Annotated in this window: 24 protein-coding genes; 7 read left to right on the top strand and 17 right to left on the bottom strand. The window is 38.0% G+C overall.

Translation table 11 applies throughout. The features are described 5' to 3' along the window. Window positions 1-15 precede the first annotated feature (15 nt). Entirely contained in the window at window positions 16-849 is an 834-nt protein-coding gene (locus tag MWU84_RS20050) for a serine hydrolase domain-containing protein (protein WP_246905007.1), read from the top strand. A 263-nt stretch (window positions 850-1112) separates the two neighbouring features. On the opposite strand, the gene MWU84_RS20045 is transcribed toward MWU84_RS20050, so the two are convergent. The 13 genes from MWU84_RS20045 to MWU84_RS19985 form a co-directional block, all read right to left on the bottom strand. After that, on the bottom strand, window positions 1113-2120 hold the full coding sequence (locus tag MWU84_RS20045) for an alpha/beta fold hydrolase (RefSeq protein ID WP_246905005.1): 1008 nt from the start codon (window positions 2118-2120) through the stop codon (window positions 1113-1115). Continuing rightward, window positions 2117-3079, bottom strand: coding sequence for a signal recognition particle-docking protein FtsY (ftsY, locus tag MWU84_RS20040; RefSeq protein WP_246905003.1), 963 nt, complete (start codon window positions 3077-3079; stop codon window positions 2117-2119). The genes MWU84_RS20045 and ftsY overlap by 4 nt, the downstream gene beginning before the upstream one ends. A gap of 90 nt (window positions 3080-3169) precedes the next feature. Next, window positions 3170-3322, bottom strand: a complete 153-nt coding sequence (locus tag MWU84_RS20035) for a DUF4295 domain-containing protein (protein ID WP_246905000.1) — start codon at window positions 3320-3322, stop codon at window positions 3170-3172. Window positions 3323-3328: 6 nt separating this feature from the next. Then, window positions 3329-3511: a 50S ribosomal protein L33 gene (gene rpmG / locus MWU84_RS20030; protein ID WP_031444791.1), complete on the bottom strand. Its 183-nt coding sequence runs from the start codon at window positions 3509-3511 to the stop codon at window positions 3329-3331. A 21-nt stretch (window positions 3512-3532) separates the two neighbouring features. Continuing rightward, on the bottom strand, window positions 3533-3769 hold the full coding sequence (gene rpmB, locus MWU84_RS20025) for a 50S ribosomal protein L28 (protein WP_031444792.1): 237 nt from the start codon (window positions 3767-3769) through the stop codon (window positions 3533-3535). A 72-nt stretch (window positions 3770-3841) separates the two neighbouring features. Next, window positions 3842-5089: a competence/damage-inducible protein A gene (locus tag MWU84_RS20020; protein WP_246904997.1), complete on the bottom strand. Its 1248-nt coding sequence runs from the start codon at window positions 5087-5089 to the stop codon at window positions 3842-3844. Continuing rightward, a complete protein-coding gene (locus MWU84_RS20015) occupies window positions 5089-5427 on the bottom strand; it encodes an Hpt domain-containing protein (RefSeq protein ID WP_246904994.1) in 339 nt (112 codons plus the stop codon). The genes MWU84_RS20020 and MWU84_RS20015 overlap by 1 nt, the downstream gene beginning before the upstream one ends. Continuing rightward, on the bottom strand, window positions 5428-6039 hold the full coding sequence (locus MWU84_RS20010; RefSeq protein ID WP_246904992.1) for a fumarylacetoacetate hydrolase family protein: 612 nt from the start codon (window positions 6037-6039) through the stop codon (window positions 5428-5430). Between the two features lie 100 nt (window positions 6040-6139). After that, window positions 6140-6916: a 3'-5' exonuclease gene (locus tag MWU84_RS20005; protein ID WP_246904989.1), complete on the bottom strand. Its 777-nt coding sequence runs from the start codon at window positions 6914-6916 to the stop codon at window positions 6140-6142. A gap of 140 nt (window positions 6917-7056) precedes the next feature. Beyond that, window positions 7057-8304 (bottom strand): DUF481 domain-containing protein, encoded by a 1248-nt coding sequence (locus tag MWU84_RS20000; RefSeq protein ID WP_246904985.1) that lies wholly within the window; start codon window positions 8302-8304, stop codon window positions 7057-7059. Between the two features lie 155 nt (window positions 8305-8459). Further along, entirely contained in the window at window positions 8460-9863 is a 1404-nt protein-coding gene (locus MWU84_RS19995; protein ID WP_246904983.1) for a dihydrolipoamide acetyltransferase family protein, read from the bottom strand. A 98-nt stretch (window positions 9864-9961) separates the two neighbouring features. Next, window positions 9962-10579 carry a recombination mediator RecR gene (gene recR, locus MWU84_RS19990; RefSeq protein WP_246904981.1) on the bottom strand — a complete coding sequence of 206 codons (618 nt, stop codon included), beginning with the start codon at window positions 10577-10579 and terminating at the stop codon, window positions 9962-9964. Between the two features lie 827 nt (window positions 10580-11406). Then, window positions 11407-12417 (bottom strand): beta-ketoacyl-ACP synthase III, encoded by a 1011-nt coding sequence (locus tag MWU84_RS19985; protein WP_246904980.1) that lies wholly within the window; start codon window positions 12415-12417, stop codon window positions 11407-11409. A gap of 271 nt (window positions 12418-12688) precedes the next feature. On the opposite strand from MWU84_RS19985, the gene htpG reads away from it, so the two are divergent. Together htpG and MWU84_RS19975 are read left to right on the top strand one after the other, a co-directional pair. Further along, window positions 12689-14575 (top strand): molecular chaperone HtpG, encoded by a 1887-nt coding sequence (gene htpG / locus MWU84_RS19980; protein WP_246904978.1) that lies wholly within the window; start codon window positions 12689-12691, stop codon window positions 14573-14575. A gap of 73 nt (window positions 14576-14648) precedes the next feature. Next, complete coding sequence (locus tag MWU84_RS19975; protein WP_246904977.1) at window positions 14649-15008, top strand: DoxX family protein; 360 nt, start codon at window positions 14649-14651, stop codon at window positions 15006-15008. Window positions 15009-15019: 11 nt separating this feature from the next. On the opposite strand, the gene MWU84_RS19970 is transcribed toward MWU84_RS19975, so the two are convergent. Beyond that, complete coding sequence (locus MWU84_RS19970; protein ID WP_246904975.1) at window positions 15020-15433, bottom strand: hypothetical protein; 414 nt, start codon at window positions 15431-15433, stop codon at window positions 15020-15022. Next, the gene (locus MWU84_RS19965) at window positions 15423-16004 is read right to left on the bottom strand and encodes a sigma-70 family RNA polymerase sigma factor (protein ID WP_246904972.1); all 582 of its coding nucleotides are present in this window, start codon (window positions 16002-16004) and stop codon (window positions 15423-15425) included. Before MWU84_RS19965 ends, MWU84_RS19970 begins: the two co-directional genes overlap by 11 nt. 138 nt (window positions 16005-16142) lie before the next feature. Here MWU84_RS19965 and MWU84_RS19960 point away from each other — a divergent pair, with 138 nt between their 5' ends. Then, the gene (locus MWU84_RS19960; protein ID WP_246904969.1) at window positions 16143-16499 is read left to right on the top strand and encodes a DUF6249 domain-containing protein; all 357 of its coding nucleotides are present in this window, start codon (window positions 16143-16145) and stop codon (window positions 16497-16499) included. A gap of 64 nt (window positions 16500-16563) precedes the next feature. Beyond that, on the top strand, window positions 16564-17199 hold the full coding sequence (locus MWU84_RS19955; RefSeq protein WP_246904967.1) for an MOSC domain-containing protein: 636 nt from the start codon (window positions 16564-16566) through the stop codon (window positions 17197-17199). A 65-nt stretch (window positions 17200-17264) separates the two neighbouring features. Here the strand turns inward: MWU84_RS19955 and MWU84_RS19950 are convergent, their stop codons facing one another. Next, window positions 17265-17852 (bottom strand): hypothetical protein, encoded by a 588-nt coding sequence (locus MWU84_RS19950; protein WP_246904966.1) that lies wholly within the window; start codon window positions 17850-17852, stop codon window positions 17265-17267. 219 nt (window positions 17853-18071) lie between these two features. On the opposite strand from MWU84_RS19950, the gene MWU84_RS19945 reads away from it, so the two are divergent. Continuing rightward, the gene (locus tag MWU84_RS19945) at window positions 18072-18944 is read left to right on the top strand and encodes an AraC family transcriptional regulator (RefSeq protein WP_246904965.1); all 873 of its coding nucleotides are present in this window, start codon (window positions 18072-18074) and stop codon (window positions 18942-18944) included. Beyond that, window positions 18941-19540, top strand: a complete 600-nt coding sequence (locus MWU84_RS19940; RefSeq protein WP_246904963.1) for an alpha-ketoglutarate-dependent dioxygenase AlkB — start codon at window positions 18941-18943, stop codon at window positions 19538-19540. Before MWU84_RS19945 ends, MWU84_RS19940 begins: the two co-directional genes overlap by 4 nt. Before the next feature lie 301 nt (window positions 19541-19841). Here the strand turns inward: MWU84_RS19940 and MWU84_RS19935 are convergent, their stop codons facing one another. Then, on the bottom strand, window positions 19842-20615 hold the full coding sequence (locus MWU84_RS19935; RefSeq protein WP_246904961.1) for a S1/P1 nuclease: 774 nt from the start codon (window positions 20613-20615) through the stop codon (window positions 19842-19844). Between the last annotated feature and the right edge of the window lie 158 nt (window positions 20616-20773).

Here is a 20773-nt window from a genome sequence, read left to right as displayed (position 1 = left end):
AAGTCATAAAGCCCTATGAAAATCAAAATTGTTATTTTCAATTTGTTTCTTTTTTGTTGTTTAATCGGATGCTCCAAAGGAAATGATGATCAAGTGCCGATCCCGCCGAAGGAAACCCTATATTTTCCACCATTGAATTCAGCCGAATGGGAAACTATATCCATTGAGGAACTCGATTGGAATTCAAGTGCTGAGCAGTCACTTTATGACTTCTTGGAAACAAATGAAACGGAAGCCTTTATGATTTTGAAAGATGGAAAAATTGTTTTGGAAAAATATTTTGGAAGCTTTAACGCCAGCAAAAACCACACTTGGAATTCGGCTGCTAAAACCTTGACCGCCTTTACCGTGGGAATAGCGCAAAAGGAAGGACTTCTATCCATAGACAACGCCTCTTCCGATTATATGGGGACGGGCTGGTCCTCACTGAGCCCCGAACAGGAAGCGCGGATTACCGTAAAAAATCACCTTACCATGACGACAGGCTTGGACTACAATGGAGAAAACAGTTTTTGCACGGATAAGGAATGCCTCATATACAAAGATGAACCGGACACCTTTTGGTACTATCACAATGCCGCCTACACACTTCTGGACAATATTGTTAGCGGTGCTGCTAATCAAGATTTCAAGGAATACTTTAATGAAAAAATACGTGACAAAATTGGGATGCAGGGATCATGGATACAGACGAGCTACCTTAATCTTTATTTCAGCAATGCCCGAAGTATGGCTCGTTTTGGACTTCTGAACCTCAATAAGGGAATATGGGAAGACACTCCAGTTCTGGACTCCCCCAACTATTTCAGGGATATGACCACGACTTCCCAAGATTTGAACAAGGCCTAAGGTTATCTGTGGTGGCTAAATGGCAAAAGTAATTTTAGGATCCCCGGTTCTGAAGAACTCTTCACAGGAAAATTAATACCCAATGCTCCGGACGACCTAATAGCCGGACTGGGTGCCTTTGATCAAAAGCTATATGTGGTACCCAGCAAGGGTTTGGTAATCATACGAATGGGCGATTCTGCCAATGAAGATGAATTGGGGCCAACCTCCTTTGATAACGATTTGTGGAAAAAAATAAATGATGTGATAAATTAGGAACAGAACTATTGGACAGGCTGAAGCTGAACCACCTCTTCCAAAAAACCAATGGTTTCCCTCTTTACAGATTCCAAATCCTTTGAAGTAATATAGGATGTCATTACATGGTTACCAACCTCAGGAAACGCAACTTTACGTTTTAATTCGCTACTTACACCAAGCTCCTCGTACATTTCCAATAAGGCAGGAACCGAGACCACTTTATCCTGTTCTTCCTCATTTTTATAATAATAGCCTAAAAAGGTAGGTTGCTCTATGTGCTGAAAGACTTCCGGCTTCATAGTTTCATCCAACAAAGCCTGCAATTGTGTCAACGCCTCTACCCTGTATTTGGTAGTCCAGTAACTCTGTTTTAAAGAATCCGCTTCAGATTCATAAAAATCACTATCCATAATGGTTTTGGCTATCTCCAATCCCCAAGGTCCCGATAACAAAACTGCAGTAGGATCATAAATCCTAACATTTGGCGAATACAGGAGCAGACCTGCTATATCCTTGTCACCTTGTGCCAAATAAAGAGCTAGGGTACCTCCAGTAGAAGTGCCCATAACAATAACTTTTTTCCCAATCCGCTTGGCTATCGCCAAAGCCTCTTTTGCGGATTCAAAATAGTCGGTTGCCGTTAAATGAAGCATTGCCTGTTCTTCTTGAACACCGTGACCTTCCAAACGGGGCAAATATACATTGGCACCGTATCTCTGTCCCAATTCCCTATGAAGGGGCGCTCCTTCCTCATGACTGGCAGACCAACCGTGAAGATATAAAATGGAATACTCTGTCCTAGTAGGGATGGAATCGTACCAGATAATCTGGGATTCATTATTGGCTTTAATTTTGGTATTTACCTTTTCCCGTTCGTATACCTTATTTTGCAGTGTGGTCAAATCGTCCTCCATAACAGGAAGCTCCATGCTCAATAGGGGTTTATCTACCTTGGGGCCCAAAAAATAGATAATAAGCAGTAATAGTAGTAAAAAAAATACAGCTTTAAGTAATCGTCGGATTATCTTCATTCTTTGCCGCTAAAAAAAGAATCCACAAACTCAATCTTATTAAATACTTGCAAATCATCCATTCCTTCCCCTACTCCAATATACTTTACCGGAATCTGAAATTGATCCGAAATACCTATGACAACACCACCTTTAGCAGTACCATCCAACTTTGTAACCGCCAAGGAGGTTACTTCTGTAGCTTTGGTAAACTGTTTTGCCTGCTCAAAGGCATTCTGCCCCGTAGATCCGTCCAAAACCAAAAGAACTTCATCGGGAGTACCCTCTACCACCTTCTGCATAACGCGTTTCACTTTGGTCAACTCATTCATTAGATTAACCTTATTGTGCAATCTGCCTGCTGTATCAATGATAACCACATCGGCATCCTGTTTAAGGGCCGAGCTAAGGGTGTCAAAGGCCACTGAGGCCGGATCACTACCCATACTTTGTTTTACTATGGGCACGTCTACCCGATCTGCCCATACCTGAAGTTGGTCTATTGCAGCTGCCCTAAAGGTATCGGCCGCTCCGAGCACCACCTTTAATCCCTGTTTTTTAAATTGATATGCCAATTTACCTATTGTGGTAGTCTTACCTACCCCGTTAACCCCGACCACCATGATTACGTATGGCTTTCTAACCAAAGGAACAGTAAATTCTGTTTCTATTCCAGAATTGGTTTCGGACAGCAATCCTGCAATTTCCTCCCTCAATATTGCATTAAGTTCGTCTACCCCTAAATACTTATCCTTAGATACACGGGCCTCTATCCGGTCTATAATCTTTAAAGTGGTATTTACACCCACATCGGAGGAAACCAAAACTTCCTCCAAATTATCCAAAACGTCATCATCTACCTTAGATTTCCCAACAACCGCCTTGCTAAGTTTGGATAAAAAATTGGTTTTGGTCTTCTCTAGACCTTTATCCAAAGATTCCTTTTTTTGCGTGGAAAATATTTTCTTAAATAAACTCATATTCTTGGCATAATCCTTTTTTTCAAAGATATAAAAATAAAAAAGCTACTTTCATCAGAAAGTAGCTTTATAACCAATAAATTTAGGTTATTATTTTTTTTTCAACCAATCATTTACCATTTCTGGACTCATAACAGACTCCTGAAAAGTGTAAGCACCTGTTTTAGGCGACTTTACCATTTTAATGGCCTTGGTCAACCTTTTTGAACTTGTTTGTAAACTCGCTACCGTTTTCTTTGCCATGACGTATTATTTAATTTCTTTATGAACTGTCATTCTCTTTAAAATAGGATTGAATTTTTTAATTTCCATCCTATCTGGAGTGTTCTTTTTGTTCTTTGTGGTTATGTACCTTGAAGTACCTGGCATGCCAGATTCTTTATGCTCTGTACATTCCAAAATAACCTGAATTCTGTTACCTTTCTTTGCCATTATTATCTTAGTATTTCAGGATTATTTAATTAATCCTTTTTCCTTTGCTTCTTTTAAAACAACGGAAATTCCTTTTTTATTAATACTCTTTAGAGCCTTAGCGGAAACCTTTAAGGTTACCCAACGATCTTCTTCTGGAATATAGAAACGCTTTTTAGAAAGATTTACATCAAATCTTCTTCTGGTTTTATTAATCGAGAAGGAAACATTGTTCCCAAACATGGCTCTCTTTCCAGTAACATCACAAACTTTTGACATCTCTCTACTTTTATTTTGTTATAAACAGGGTGCAAATTTAAATTAATTTTATGGGACGGACAAAATTCTTTGTCAGAATTTTAAAATTTCTTTTTGAAGCATTTCAAAAGCCTTGTTTACAGTCTTTTGTACAATTCTTTCACGCTGACTTCCCATATGAAATTTCTCCACTACTATAGCATTTGGGGAAACAATGGCTATAAATACCGTTCCCACCTCTGCATTGGAGTCTCCTTTTGTTGGACCGGCATTCCCTGTGGTGGATATGGCGAAATCCGTTTTTAATAGCTTACGCAAATTTGTGGCCATTTCTACTGCCACTTCCGCACTTACAACAGAAAATTGGTCTATTGTGGTCTTGGACACCTTAAGTACCTCTATTTTTGTTTGGGTGGCGTAACTCACAATACTTCCTTTAAAATAAGCCGATGCACCTGGTATACCGGTTATCTTTTGTGCTATTCTACCTCCTGTACAACTCTCCGCAGTACCCAAGCTCATCCCCTTTTTTGTTAATAATTGGGCAATCACCGATTCTACCGGCTCGTCCCCTTCCTCTCCAAAAACAAGGTCCCCCAAGAGCTTTTTAATTTTTTCCGCCTCGCTATCGACCATAGCATTTAGTCCCTCACTGTCGTTACCCTTGGCAGAAAGTCTAAGTCTTACGGAGCCAAGACTTGGCAGATAGGCCAATTTAACCATACTGGGCAGGTTGTCCTCAACGGATGCTATCCTCTCCGCCAATAAACTTTCCCCAATACCATAAGTAATGATCGTCTTATGAATAATATATGGCCGTTTAAAATCCTGTACAATTCTAGGTATCACTTTTGAAGTGATTAAATTTTTCATCTCGAAGGGCACCCCGGGCAATGAAACATAGACTTTTCCACTACTTCTTACCCACATTCCCGGTGCTGTGCCAAATTCGTTATGAAGCACATCTGCCTTGGAAAGCACCAACGCTTGATTTCTATTGACCTCCAACAAGGGTATTCCCAAGTGTTTTCTGAAGATAGCCTCTACATGGGCCAACACTTCCTGGCTTTCCACCAAAGTATCATTGAAATACTCGCACAGGGTATGCTTGGTAATATCATCTTTGGTAGGACCAAGTCCGCCGGTCATAATTATTACGTCGGCCCTTGCTTCCGCTTCCTTTAAAGCCTCTAAAATATGTGATTTTTCATCTTGTACAGAAGAAATCTGATAAACGGAAACCCCAATCTTATTTAGTTCTTGGGCAATAAAAGCAGAATTTGTATCTATAATTTGACCAATGAGAATCTCATCGCCAATAGTTATTATTTCAGCAAACATTAAATCTTAAAGTCATTTTTCAATTCCGAAACCACCTGATCTACGTCCTTTTTAAGTAATGGTACCAATCGCTCAATTTCCTCTGTATTCTCTTCCTTTTTTCCCAAAGTTTCGATTGTTAGGGCAATTTCACGAGTTTGCTCCATGCCCAACAAGTCTACGTTAGGCTTAATCTTATGTGCCAATTTATATACACTATCATAATTTTTTAACCCTAATGCCTTCTCAAGTTCGTCCAAATCCTGGGGAACTTCTTCCAAAAAAACGGCAACGACAGATTTTATGAATTCCTCATCACCATCTGCCATTTCATTTATCTTCTCCAGACTGTAAATCATCTATTTTATATTTAATGAGAACATTTGTTCATTCTCCAAAGTACCCGAAAGATAATCATTTGCACTTATTCTACCAACACCGGCAGGAGTACCCGTAAAAATAATATCTCCTTTTTTTAGGGTAAAAAAACAGGAAACATAGGAAATCAATTCATCTATCTTCCACAACATTAAACCGGTATTCCCTTCCTGAACCACCTGATTGTTCTTTTTAAGTTGAAAGTTTAAATTATTTACATTTCCAAAACGCGATTTTGGCAACCATTTACCAATTACCGCAGCCCCATCAAAACCTTTGGCCTTTTCCCAAGGCAATCCTTTTTCCTTTAATTGTGACTGAATGTCCCTTGCCGTAAAATCGATTCCCAAGCCAATTTCATCATAATAGGTGTGGGAAAACTGGGCGTCTATATGCTTCCCCACTTTTTTTATTTTTACCAACACTTCCACTTCATAGTGTACGTCTTGGGAAAACTCGGGTATATAAAAATCCTGTTCTTTGGGCAAAACAGCAGAGTCCGGCTTAATAAACAGGACCGGATCTGTTGGTCTTTCGTTGTTCAATTCCTTTATATGATCCACATAATTACGACCAATACAAATAATCTTCATATTTTATAGAATTGTTTAGCATTTGATTTTGGGAATTAAAATTGGGGAAGTATTATAGGTATACTCTAGATTAGCCTATAACAAATTTAATTCCAAACCTTTACCCCAGTTTGTTGTTCAACTTGCTTAATTTTATTTGGGTCAACACCTTTTTTGTGTACAAGGGAAAATCGGCATTCAAGATCCAGCCAAAATAGCCAGGTTCCTTTTCCAGAACAGCGTGTACTTTTTTCCCCTTGTGCTTTCCAAAGGAAAAGATCTCTTCCCCTTCTTCATCCAATACAATAAATCCTGCAAAATCCACGGCTTGTTTTCTAGTTGTAAATTCCGATAGCTTTTTAATATTGTTTTCCAATTCGGGATAACGGTCCAACTGGGACAATAGCACCTCATAGGTAGCCAGAGTATCCGCCTCTGCACTATGGGCATCTATTAGATTTTTATCGCAATAAAATTTATAGGCTGCCTCCAAAGTTCTTTTCTCCATTTTATGAAAAATGGTCTGCACGTCTACAGAAACGGTATTCTTCATATCAAAATCTATTTCGGCCCTGAGCATCTCTTCTGCCAGAAGTGGAATATCAAATCTATCCGAATTGTAGCCTCCCAGATCACTATCCTTGATTATTTTGTAAATTTCCTTGGAAAGTTGCTTAAAAGTAGGTTCGTTGGCTACTTTTTCGTTAGAAATTCCATGAATAGCTACCACTTGGGCAGGGATTTCCATTTCTGGATTAACCAACCATGTCCTGCTCTCCTTATTTCCATTTGGATACACTTTTAAAATAGCTATTTCCACTATTCTATCTTTGGCAACATTAGTACCTGTGGTCTCCAAATCGAAAAAACAGATTGGTCTTGTAAGCTTTAATTGCATGTTGTAGGTTCTTTGTGCAAATATAGTTTTACTGAATGTACGGAAAAAGAATTACCATTATTATTCGTCAAAACTATTGTTTTTATAGCAACTAACCAGCCTCAAGTTGCTAACGGGCCAATCTTTAAAAAGCCGTCTCACTACAACCGGGTATTTATTACGTTGTTAAAGGCCGAACCGAAGGTATAGCTTAATCCGACCCCAAACCCCATTTCATAATTGGTGGCAATCTGCTTTTGCTGTAGAAGCACATCTTCAATAGATGCCGAACCTGCAGGCAAATTGACTTGGTCCTTAATAAATTTAAGGTCTCCGGAAAATCTGACGGCCAACCCCTTTAATATTCTTACAGATAACCAACTGTTCATTCGGAGTCGATTTCTATTCCAATCGTTCAAAAAACTGGAAGCGGAAAAAACAGAAGAAATATTTCCCCAAGGTTGCCTGAACCTAACTTGGACATTCATAGAATGATTAAAGAAAGATTCCTGATCCTTCCCGAAAATAGTATTTTCGATGTAATTATTGTAGAGATATCCAATTTTATAGGCAAATACAATTTCGCGGCGTAAAACTTCACGATATGGAAAAATATTATACTCTATGGCCGGCCGAAGATCCAAAGTTAGATCTATATTGGTGTAAGTATTGTGTTGGACACCCCCAAATATACCCGTAGACCAATGATCGGATAAACTGCGCACTACACTGCCATAACCACTGTACTCCTCCTTACTACTGGTAAATTCCTCCCCATCATTTTCAAATCTACTTCTATATTGATTCATCTGCACGTCTGTCCTAATTCTCCATTTTTCGGTAACGCGATCACTTTCGAAACCTATTTCATACTCAAACTCATTCCTGCTTGATTCCTTATCCAAATTCAATGAACCCCTAATCTCGAAAATCCAATTGTTCCAAGGGTCGTCAAAATCTATATCCAATCGCTCTGCAAGACCTTTTTGGGATATGGTATAATCAATTTTATCGGCTAGATCCGACACCATAACATACTTTAGTAGCCCAGACTTTATTTTTGACAATAACCCTTTTCTAACATCGTCCGAAGTCATATTAGCCGTTGTTTCATAGGTCATTTTATTGGTAATACCCTCATAATCCCCAAAACCTTGAAATTCCAGATTATAATTACGCCCCCCGCTACCATTAACTATATCATAGATAAACAAGGTAACATTGGCCAAAGCCCTATCGCGAACATGACTGGTAAAATCCAGCTCTTGCCTTATATAATTCCTATCACAATTACAGCTGGTAAACAATTTCAAGGATGCCTTTTGTGCCACTGAGCAAATGGGAAGTAACAGTGCCATGTAAAAAACTACTTTTTTAATCAGCCCGCGAGGATTCTCTTTTAATTTCATGTAATTAGTTTAAAAACCAAATATATCGGAAGGACCATATAAAAACGAAAGATTCCTATAATATAACCAAAACCTATTGTATTGTGTCATATAAACACAGTACAATAGGTTTCCATTGTGTAATTAGAATTTGGGAATCGGTGCTACCTTTCCACCTAAACTTCCCTATTTAAGTCCCAAGCCTCCAGGTAATCGGCAACGGCCTTTACGAACATTCCGCCCAAGGCCCCGTTCACCACCCTATGATCATAACTATGGGACAAATACATCTTACTTCTGATAGCAATAAAGTCGCCTTCCTTGGTTTCTACTACGGCCGGCATTTTACGTATAGCCCCCAAAGCCAGTATCCCCACCTGTGGCTGATTGATAATCGGCGTACCAAAAACGCTGCCAAAGGTACCAACATTGGTCACGGTATAAGTACCGTCCTTTACCTCATCCGGTTTTAACGCATTGTTTCTGGCCCTCTTGGCTAAATCGTTTACTGCCTTTGCCATACCCACCAGATTTAACTGATCGGCATTTTTAATCACCGGAACAATCAAATTTCCATCGGCCAAGGCTGCGGCCATTCCAATATTTATATTCTTTTTCTTTATTACGGTATCTCCGTCAAGGGATATGTTGACCATGGGGTACTTTTTCAATGCTTTGGCCACAGCTTCCATAAAGATGGGGGTAAAAGTAAGCTTCTCGCCTTCCCTCTTTTCAAAGGCATCCTTGACCTTATTTCGCCAATTTACCACATTGGTCACATCTACCTCAACAAAACTTTGCACATGGGCAGAGGTATTGACACTTGCGGTCATATGCTGTACGATCAATTTGCCCATACGTGTCAAAGGAATATATTCGTCCCCATTGCTGGGCTGTTCCTTCTCCGGAACCTGCCTAACATCTTCTTGCTTTACTTCCTCTTTTTTAATAGGAGCGAGATTGCTTGACTGTACCACTTTTTCGACTGCGGGCACTTCATCCTCTACCATTTTTTCCTCTTTTTCCTCAAAAGGTTTAGCTGCGCCTGTCTTTCCACCAGCCAAGTAGTCCAATATATCATTTTTGGTCACCCTGCCTTCACTTCCCGTACCACTAATAGTATCCAACTCAGCGATAGTTATTCCCTCCTGCTTCGCTATATTTTTTACCAAAGGAGAATAAAACCTATCTGTACTACTGTAATCCATTACCGGAGCGCTGACACTTTCTTTGGCAGTCATTACCGCAACCTCCAATTCCTCGGCCGCTTTGTTGGGAGCATCATCTTTTACAGTAGCAACATGGCTGTCATGATCATGATCAGAATCAAAATCACTTCCGTTTATTTCTATTATGGCGACTGTCTGGCCCACCTTAACTACATCATCTATATTGAATAATTTCTCAACCAAAATGCCATCTACCTCGCTAGGAACTTCAGAATCTACCTTGTCAGTGGCAATTTCAAAAACAGCTTCGTCCATCTCTATGGTATCGCCAACTTCTTTCAGCCATGAGGTTAATGTGGCCTCGGCAACACTCTCTCCCATTTGCGGCAATTTTAGCTCAAATTTTGACATATCCTTATTTAATACACTAATTATGATTAATAATTTGCAAAACTAACAAATAAAAGACCATATTTTTCACTTTTATTCATACTTTTTAGTAATGACGTTTAAACTTTTAATGAATTCTCAAACGGAATTCTATTGAGAATACTTCTTCCCAAAGTGACTTCATCGGCATATTCCAATTCGTCCCCTACTGCAATACCCCTTGCAATGGTCGAAGTTTTAATACCCAACCCTTCCAATTGCTTGTAAATATAAAAGTTAGTGGTATCCCCCTCCATGGTAGAACTTAATGCAAAAATCAATTCTTTTATTTTTCCCTGTTTTGCTTTGTCAACCAAAGAAAAAATAGTTAAGTCCTGAGGGCCAACTCCTTCCATGGGGGAAATTTTCCCGCCCAGAACATGGTAAAGACCTAAAAACTGACCTGTATTCTCTATAGCCATTACATCACGAATATCCTCCACTACACAAACAACACTTTCTTCCCTCCTGGGGTTTGAACAAATCTCGCAAACCTCAACATCGGAAATATTATGGCAGTTTTTACAGTATTTGATATTGTCTTTCAAATTGACCAAGGAATCGGCCAATCTGGCCGTTTGCCCCTTTGGCTGTTTTAACAGATGCAGGACCAACCTCAATGCCGTGCGTTTGCCTATACCCGGTAATTGGGACATCTCATAGACCGCATTTTCCAATAATTTAGATGAAAATTCCATATCCACAAAATTACAATTTTATAACATTATATTAGGGCATTCGCTCCAAAAGTAAATTTGCAGACTTAAAGAAAGTAAACCGCAAAGGATCTACTACAAAACATTTCCTTTTAATTACATTTTGGGATATGTGCTTCCGAATGAAGGATAACAAATCCTATTCCCACCATAAAATTTGCAAAGCCTTTCTTTGCCCAGTTACCGCTTATCGATACAAATAACCCTTTATCGCTTAACCACCTTTCCAATTATTTTTAAATCTAAAAACTCTTATCCAATAAGCCAATAATTAGGAAGTAGCAACAAGGCCAATAACATATAATCTTACAAAAATTACACTAAACACTGATTTATAGCAATTTACAGACATAAAATTAAGCTCATATTCCTCACTGATTACAGTTGTAAATGCATATTAGCCCCATAAAATCAATAGTATTAAAGCCGCATTATAGAAAATTATGATAAAGTTGTGACATACATGCTTTGATAATAAAATAATTAGTCCTTATTTTGTCCCAGGCATAGTTCCCCCAGTTCTATAGCCACAATGCAATTAAAATTTACTGGTTTATTTCTTGTTAGGAACGACACCCAAAAATTAGGTGTTAACACACTGCTATTTTGAAGTTAAAGTGTGTTAATAGTTGTAAGCAGGTAAGAGAATATTCGTACTTTAATAAGTACATAAAGATTTTGGTCATTGATAACGCTATATATTTATAGTTAATGGTTAGTGTTTAGTATAGTCTATCAATGAGAGAAACCCGGAACATTTGTTCCGGGTTTTGTTTTTATAGTCCCATAAATTCCAATTTCTAAAACTTCTACCATCTTATTATGACGCTGCCCCAAGTAAATCCACTTCCAAAGGCAGCCAACACTACCAAATCTCCAGATTTAATTTTGCCCTGCTCCCAAGCTTCGGTCAAAGCTATGGGTATTGAAGCAGCAGTAGTATTCCCGTATTTCATAATATTGTTGAAAACTTGATCATCGTCAAGACCAAACTTTTTTTGAATGTATTGGGATATCCTTAGATTGGCCTGATGAGGAACCAACATGTCTATGTCCTTTGCCTCCAGATTATTAGTTTTTAATCCTTCAATGATCACTTCACTAAATCGGACTACAGCATTCTTGAAAACAAACGGACCGTTCATATAGGGCAAATAGGACTCATCATTGGGGTCATTATCCTCCAGAATATCATTGACCCAACGCTTTCCCATGCCGGGCGCTATAAGTGACAATTCCTCCGCATGTTCACCTTGGGAATGCAAATGGGTGGACAGTATGCCTTTTTTGGTATCTTCCTCCCTACTAAGGATTGCAGCTCCGGCTCCATCGCCAAAAATTACCGAAACTCCCCTACCCCTAGTGGTCATATCAAGTCCGTGGGAATGCAGTTCGGATCCGATTACCAAAATATTTTTGTACATACCCGTTTTTATATACTGATCTGCGACGGACAGGGCATATACAAATCCAGAGCACTGGTTGCGTACATCCAAGGCACCAACGGTTTTTATATCCAAATCCCGTTGTACTAGGACCCCAGGGCCAGGAAAATAATAATCGGGACTTAAGGTAGCAAAGACAATAAAGTCTATATCATTTTTATTGATTCCAGAGCGTTCTATCGCAATTTTGGCGGCCTTTACGCCCATAGTGGTAGTGGTATCCCCATCACCTTTAACAACATGGCGCCTTTCTTGGATACCGGTCCTCTCCTGGATCCATTCATCATTGGTGTCCATTATTTTAGACAAATCATCGTTGGTAACTACATTTTTGGGTACATAGTAACCCAGACCTGTTATTTTTGAATTGAACATGTATTGGAAAATTAAGTTTTACGGAGCAACCGCCCCTTTTTTTTTTAAATAAAATCTAAAATATGAGAAATAAATTTAGCGCCATCCAATATAAATAAAAATATACGCATGTTTCCTGATAATAATCATAAGGCCATGATTGAAATTTCATTATCCGCAATGACATTTAGGGCATTAGAACAGCTTCCAAAAAATGTCAGTTTGTCACTTCTGCCAACATTGGTATTTTTTTTGACAGTGGTAAGTCGTAAAACTTAAAAAAATTAGAAGTATGGCCACAGGCAAGATCAATGTTTCCGTAGAGAACATATTTCCGCTCATAAAAAAATTCTTATACAGCGACCATGAAATATTTTTACGGGAGCTTATTTCGAACGCAACGGATGCAACCTTAAAACTAAAGCACCTTTCCACCATAGGGGAAGCCAAAGTTGAATATGGAAATCCACTTATTGAAGTAAAGATCGATAAGGAAGGTAAAAAGATCCATATTATTGATGAAGGCGTGGGTATGACCGAGGAGGAAGTACAGAAATATATAAACGAAATTGCCTTTTCTGGGGCTGAGGAATTCCTGGACAAATACAAGGATTCCGCAAAAGACTCCGGTATTATAGGTCATTTTGGCCTTGGGTTCTATTCGGCATTTATGGTTGCCGCTAAAGTTGAGATTATCACCAAGAGCTACAAAGACGAGCCGGCTGCACATTGGACCTGTGATGGATCTCCTAATTTCACTTTAAAAAAGGCTAAAAAAACCACCCGTGGAACGGAAATAATACTCCATATAGCCGATGATTCCACAGAATTTTTGGATGAGGGTAAAATTGGCACCCTACTTAAAAAGTACAACAAGTTTATGCCTATCCCTATTAAGTTTGGGACAACCACGGAGACACTCCCAAAACCGGAAGGCGCAAAAGAAGAAGATCCAGCACCTACAAAGGAGGTTGACAACATAATCAACAACCCTAATCCTGCATGGACAAAACAGCCGACGGAATTAAAGGATGAGGACTATAAAGGATTCTACAGGGAACTATACCCAATGCAATTTGAGGAGCCTTTATTCCACATTCACCTAAACGTAGACTATCCTTTTAATCTGACCGGGATATTGTATTTCCCCAAACTGACAAATGATTTAAATACCCAAAAGGATAGAATTCAATTATACCAAAATCAGGTTTTTGTCACAGACAACGTAGAGGGAATTGTTCCTGAGTTTTTGACCATGTTGAGAGGGGTTATAGATTCTCCGGATATTCCATTGAACGTTAGTAGATCATACTTACAGGCCGATGGTGCGGTGAAGAAGATTTCGACCTATATCACCCGTAAGGTCGCCGATAAATTAAACTCCCTGTTTAAAAACAATAGGGAAGATTTTGAGGCTAAATGGAACGATATTAAAATCGTCATTGAATACGGAATGCTTTCTGAAGACAAATTCTTTGAAAAAGCGGACAAATTTGCTCTCTATCCAACTGTAGACGGGACCTACTATACTTTTGAAGAACTACAGGAGAAGTTAAAGGCCAATCAAACGGACAAGGATGATAAATTGGTAATACTTTATGCCTCCAACAAGGAAGAGCAGCATAGTTATATAGAGGCGGCCAAGGCCAAAGGGTTTGAAGTGTTATTGTTAGATTCCCCAATAGTATCGCACTTAATGCAAAAACTGGAAACCTCTAAGGAGAAAATTTCCTTTGCACGTGTGGACGCAGATCATTTGGACAATCTAATCAAAAAAGAGGATACCCAAATCTCCAAATTGTCCGATGAGGAAAAAGAGACCTTAAAAACCGATATTGAGACCGCTATCAACAATAAAAGCTATACCATTCAATTGGAAGCCATGGATAGCAGTTCCTCTCCGTTCATTATCACGGAACCAGAATTTATGAGACGTATGAAAGAAATGCAGCAAACAGGTGGCGGTGGAATGTTCGGTATGGGAAATATGCCCGAAATGTACAATTTGGTAGTGAACACCAATCATGAGTTGGTTTCTGAAATACTAAATACAAAGACGGCCAAAAAGAAGGAGCGGCTTATTAACCAGTCCCTAGACCTGGCACGTTTGTCCAAAGGTCTTTTAAAAGGCGAAGAACTTACAAAGTTCATTAAAAGAAGCTATGAAATGGTGAAGTAATCACTTGCTTTTTAAAAATTAAGAAGCTGAATTACCCTAGTAATTCAGCTTCTTTTATTTATACCTTTACCAAATGGACTACCCGTGGCACCTCTACCTTTTAGCATCTATGTATGTATTGGCCGGAACAATGCATTTTATTGTTCCCAAAGTGTATCTACGGATTATGCCCAGATACTTGCCCAATCACAAACTTCTAGTATCCCTTAGTGGCATGGCCGAAATTCTATTGGGCCTGGCTCTATGCTTTCCAACCACCAAAAATATGGCTGTAATCGGCATCATTCTAATGTTGGTCGTGTTTCTTTTGGTCCACTTTTATATGTTAAGGGGTGAAAAAGAATCTGCAGGAATCCCAAAGTGGATCCTAATACTGAGAATTCCACTTCAATTTGTTCTAATGTACTGGGCGTATTACTATATTGAAATATAATGGAGCCTACACTAAAACCGTCTATCCAAATATTTTTTTAGAACAAAAATTTGTACATATACACATATAGTGAAAGCCAAAATACCATATACCAAAGTATCCGAAATTGCGATGATGGGCAAGCTAACGAATACGTTGGGAAGTTTCAATTGAGGTATTTCAAAATTATTAAGCCACATACTACCCGTGCTAGAATCTTCCTTAAATAATAGATATACGAAGACCAGCAAAAGTCCAACACTTAAAATTCCCCAAGCCTTTTTGGAAATCAAAGGCTCATATACAGTAGTAGGATTATCCTTCACCGCCTGAATACAAGCCATTACTCCAGCCGTAAAATCCAGTGAAGGCGGATCCAAGGCTTCATCCTTGAGAATCTTGCCCATTAATTTGTCCAGTTCCGCTTCTATGGTATCATCTTTCATAGTTCTCAATTATTTCAGGCTCCAGTCGATTCTTGAGAATTGTTGCCAATTTTTTTCGACTTCTAAACAACCTAACTTTTACATTGGTCGTTGTAAGATCTACAATCTTGGAAATCTCTTCCGATGACCTTCCATCATAATAAAACAAGGTCAATAAAAAACTATCCTCACTTGGCAACAAATCCAAACAATCTTGAATCACCTTCCTTCGTTCCTCAAGTTCCATATATTCCAAGGCTGAATCCAAAGTTTTTATTTGGTTGACAGTAAACTGATCGATCCGCACCAAATGTTGCTCTTTTTTACTTTTTTTTAATCTATCCAAACAAGTATTATATCCAATCTTATAAATCCAAGTGGAAAACTTTGATTCCCCCTTAAACTTATTTAAGGATTTATAAGTCTTTAAAAAGGTATCTTGGGCAACTTCCTCCGCTTCCTCCCTATTTTTCATCATCCGTAAAGCCAATAAAAATACCAAATCCTTGTAGCGATCCACTAACAGTGCAAAACTATTGGCATTACCACTTAAAATCCGGTCTATTATTTGTTGGTCGTCGTATGTGGACATATTGGACATATGACGTACCTCTTAAGCTTTGGGTTACAAAATTATCAAGAAAATATTCAGAAAAAATTGTAACCATCCTTAATAATGTATCGTCATACGCTAAAACACATTAAAATTAATCAATTAAAATTCAACAAAATGATAGGACCAGGATTTGTTTTTATTTGTCTATTTATTGTAATTTTTGGAATATCCTACCTCTATTTCTCTACTAGGAACAAGGAACGCCTTGCACTTATAGAAAAAGGTGCGGACGCCAGTATTTTTATTAGGGGAAAAAGGGAAAGAACTGCCCCAATATGGAAGATTCTGATTTTAAATCTAGCCTTATTGCTCATGGGAATTGGTTTGGGTATCATTGTGGCAGGATTTTTAAGTGAAAACCTAAATGTTGGAAAAGAAGTGGCCTTCCCCGGAAGTATTTTTCTTCTAGCTGGTGTCGCGCTCTTTATTGGGTATAACATAACAAAAAATATAGATAAGGAAATGGATTGAGTATTCCCTTCCAAGACATACTGAACCATCGTATTTATTTAAGATGGTTTTCTATCTTTATAACATGAAAATTATCTCTACAAATATCGGAAAAGCCACCACCTTTCTTTGGAATGGAAGGGAGGAGCAAACAGGGATATTTAAATATCCTAAGGACGAATCGCTTTTTCTAGGCAAAATTGATGTTCATAAGGATACGGTTATAGACAGGGAGCATCATGCCGGAATTAACAAAGCCTGTTATCTATTTGCATCAGATCGCTACCCGTATTGGAAAGGAATTTATCCTGAATTAAATTGGGATTGGGGGATGTTCGGAGAAAATCTTACCGTTGAAGGTTTGGATGAATCTATAATAAGAATAGGCGATATCTATAAAATTGGAAACGCTGTGGTTCAGGTCTCACAACCCAGAGAGCCCTGTTATAAGTTGGGTGTTCGCTTTGGAGATGCCAAAATTTTAAAACAATTCATAGATTATGGGTATTCCGGAACCTATGTCCGTATTTTAGAGGAAGGCATGGTAAAAAAAGGAGATCAAATTGAATTGCTGGAAAGATCCAAAAACACGCTTACCGTTAAGGAATGCTTTCAAATAATACTTGCAAAGCAAAAAGACCCTGTGCTGCTTCAAAAAGCGATAAACAATGATTCCCTTCCGGAATATAAAAGGGAGCGACTTAAAAAATACGTACAATAGCAAATTAAAATAGGGGCCAAATGGCCCCTATTTTTTTACGCTTTGTAATATTTACTTTAGGTAATTTAGTTCACAGAAATAGTTTCGAAATAAGTAGTGGTACCTTCACTTACAGATACTGTATATTCATCTTTTACAGCATTGGTAAAGTTAAAAACCTTTCCTACAACCAAATCCTTATCAAATTTTTGTGTAAATACAAGTCTGTTAGAACTGTCCACAACATTGATAACTACAGGATTTAGCTTTTGGTTCAAGTAATTTAAATAAAGTACATCTCCATTTTTCCTGAAGAATGGTTTTGTTACCTCGTCACGAGCAATAACATTTACCTCGGAATCCTCAACACTAATAGTAAACTCTACAGTCCTGATAAGGCTTTCCATCTTTAAGTAGTAAAGACCTTCTTCCAATTTTGATAAGTCGAACTTTTTAGTGTAATCTTCGTCTTCCTTAATATTCTCTACGAATATTTGGTGCATATCCGTATCGGTCAAAGTCAAGATAGAAGATTCAGTTTGCTTATTTAATTTAAGGACCAATCTTTTTGCCTCTTTAACTGTTGTCAAGTACATTCCTGGATCGTTGGCCATTGCCACAGTACTACTTAGTAATAAGGCTGCCACTGCTGTTAATTTTAAAATTGCTTTCATAACATTTAGGATTTAATATTAATAAATCATTTATAAGGCAAATATAGACCGGGTTTACTCCTCCCACTACTCCAGAATTCTCCAGTTTCTATTCTATTTTACCATCATGCAATATTAAATAAATGTTAAGGGGTTAATATTGGACATATTTAAGTTAAATTTGCACAGAATTGTCCAAAATAGCTATAGTATCTTTACTATACCTAATGAAATTATCATATGATACCTAAACCTGCATTTGAGGTAATAGAACCTGATTTCGGTCATTCTTATACCTATCAACAATTTGATGAACACAACCCTAATAAAATAGGGGTTTGGCATTATCACCCTGAAATTGAACTGGTTTATGTTAACGGAGGTTCCGGAAAACGACAAATTGGAAGCCATGTTTCCTATTATACGGATGGCGATCTGATTTTGATTGGATCCAATTTGCCTCATTGTGGATTTACAGATGTACTTACTGGCAACAAAAGCGAAAGTGTGGTACAAATGAAGCAGGATTTTTTGGGTAACGACTTTTTCAACATTCCGGAGATGAGAAAAATTCAAAGCCTTTTTCAAATTGCAAGTGGAGGGGTGGCCTTCACCGGTAGTACCAAGAAAAAAATTGGAGAAAAAATCGAAATCATGGAATATCAGACCGATTTTCAACGTCTGCTGTCCATTCTGAACATCTTAAATGAGTTGGGTAACTCCAAGGAATATCAAGTATTGAATGCCCAAGGTTTTTCACTTCAAACGGAAGTGAAGGACAATGACAGAATAAATATTGTCTTTAATTACGTGAAAACAAACTTTAAGGAAGAAATAACCTTGGAAGAGATTTCTGATTTGGTGAGTATGACAGTACCGTCTTTCTGCAGATACTTTAAAAAAATAACAAATAAGACCTTTGTGCAGTTTGTAAATGAGTGTAGATTGGTACATGCCTCCAAATTACTGGCAGAAAAGCCCATCAGTATAACAGAGGTATGTTTTGAAAGTGGATTTAACAATTTCTCGCATTTCAACAAGTCGTTTAAAGCCTTTACTGGTCAAAATCCGTCAGAATATAGAAACGAGCTGAAAAGTGTACTTCAGTCGTGAGCCCATTATTTGCCAACAAAACCGAACTTCAACTCCCTGATAGTGATATTAGTTATTATCCCAATTTTTTAAAGTCAAGCGAAGCGGATCAATATTTTAAGATACTTAAAGAAACGACCCCTTGGCAGCAGGATAATATTACGGTGTTTGGCAAAACCTATCCCCAGCCTAGGTTGACCGCCCTATTTGGGGACAACGACAAACCCTATTCCTACTCCAATATTACCATGTATCCACATAGGTTTACAGACGAATTAATGGAATTAAGGAATAAGCTGCAAATGGAAATAGATGTACGCTTTACAAGTTGTTTATTAAATCTCTATAGAAATGGCAGGGATAGCAATGGTTGGCATGCAGATGACGAGAAGACTTTGGGTAAAAACCCCATAATTGCTTCAATAACCCTTGGACAGGAACGATACTTTCACCTAAAGCATAAATTAAAAAAGGATTTAAAGCAAAAATTATTATTGGAACACGGAAGTTTACTTCTTATGAAAGGAGAAACCCAGCATTGTTGGTACCACCAAATTCCAAAAACCGCCAAAACTGTACAGGAAAGAATTAATATTACCTTTAGGGTCATTAAATAAAAAAATCGGTTGCGAAAACCGATTTTTTTATGCCTTTATTATTTCCATTGGATACTGCCCCTAACCTACCAGGCATTTACGTTAGTCTCCTCACACCCAACTTCAATAATACTAACTCAATTTCTTTGCCAATTAATATAAAAATTGGTCAAAAACGATGTTTTTTTCGTTTATAAGCAGAAACCTATTCAACCAATTCACTGATTTAAAGAATAATACAACAATAGTGGTGCACCTTACTAAAGGCTTGACCCCAAGCTCTAAAGGCCTTAAGGTTCGCAATAAATTTCATGTTATTGATCTATGAAAATAAGTCGTTCAATACCTTGGCCAAACGCAAGCCTCCCTTTTGCAATTGTTTCTCTACGGTGACCCAGTATTTATAACTATAAGCATACCCCAATTTTTCACCTACCGCTACTGAATCATAAAGCTCATTGGCTATATCCTGGGATTCCTCCATCCAGTCATATATATTGCCCATCTGCATATTTTTAATCTGGGCCTTGGTAAGTTCCGGTAAATTATTTGCCAATTCCGAATAACTCATTCCATAATCATCTATCATATTGGAGTCCCATAACCTATGTAAGTTAGTACCTCTTCCAAACCATTGTACTTGGATATCATTACCTCCTTTATCCTCTAACCTGCCCACATGCATAGGCTGGTGCAGATCACCTATTAAATGGACCAACATTTTTAGATAAAATACTTTATCATCTGCCTTACTGTTCTTGTCCTGAACAATTTCTATACATTTTTCAATTCCTATAATTACATCTCCTTCTTCACTAGGTGGAACATCTGTATACTTTTTGTCTGCCGGGTAATTTACATAATGCCATGGCCCAAATTTGGAAAAGCTACGATCTGCCTTAATTTCATCGGCATAATTGGAAACCAAAGCCAAACTTTGACCATTTAAAAGCTTCTTTAAAACCTTTTTGGTCCTCCCCGTCAAATGTTGCTGTGCTACTTCCCCTATAGTCCTGTGTCCCGTCTTGGACCATTCCATATCGTTGCCAAAGCTAAGTTGAAAAATAAGTAAGCACAATACCGTAATTTTTTTCATATATCCCTGCAATGTTGACTTTTTATAAGCCAAATAATTCAAACAATCGTTAACTCCTGAAAATAGTGTGCAAAAATAGCGAATTGGAAATTAAGGATTTGTTAAGAAGTTCTTCCTTTTAATTTATTAATTTGATCTTGCAGGCTTAATTATAAAAA

This window comes from Arenibacter sp. F20364 (assembly GCF_023015905.1).
GTDB lineage: Bacteria > Bacteroidota > Bacteroidia > Flavobacteriales > Flavobacteriaceae > Arenibacter.
This window is presented reverse-complemented; position numbering and strand designations above follow the sequence as displayed.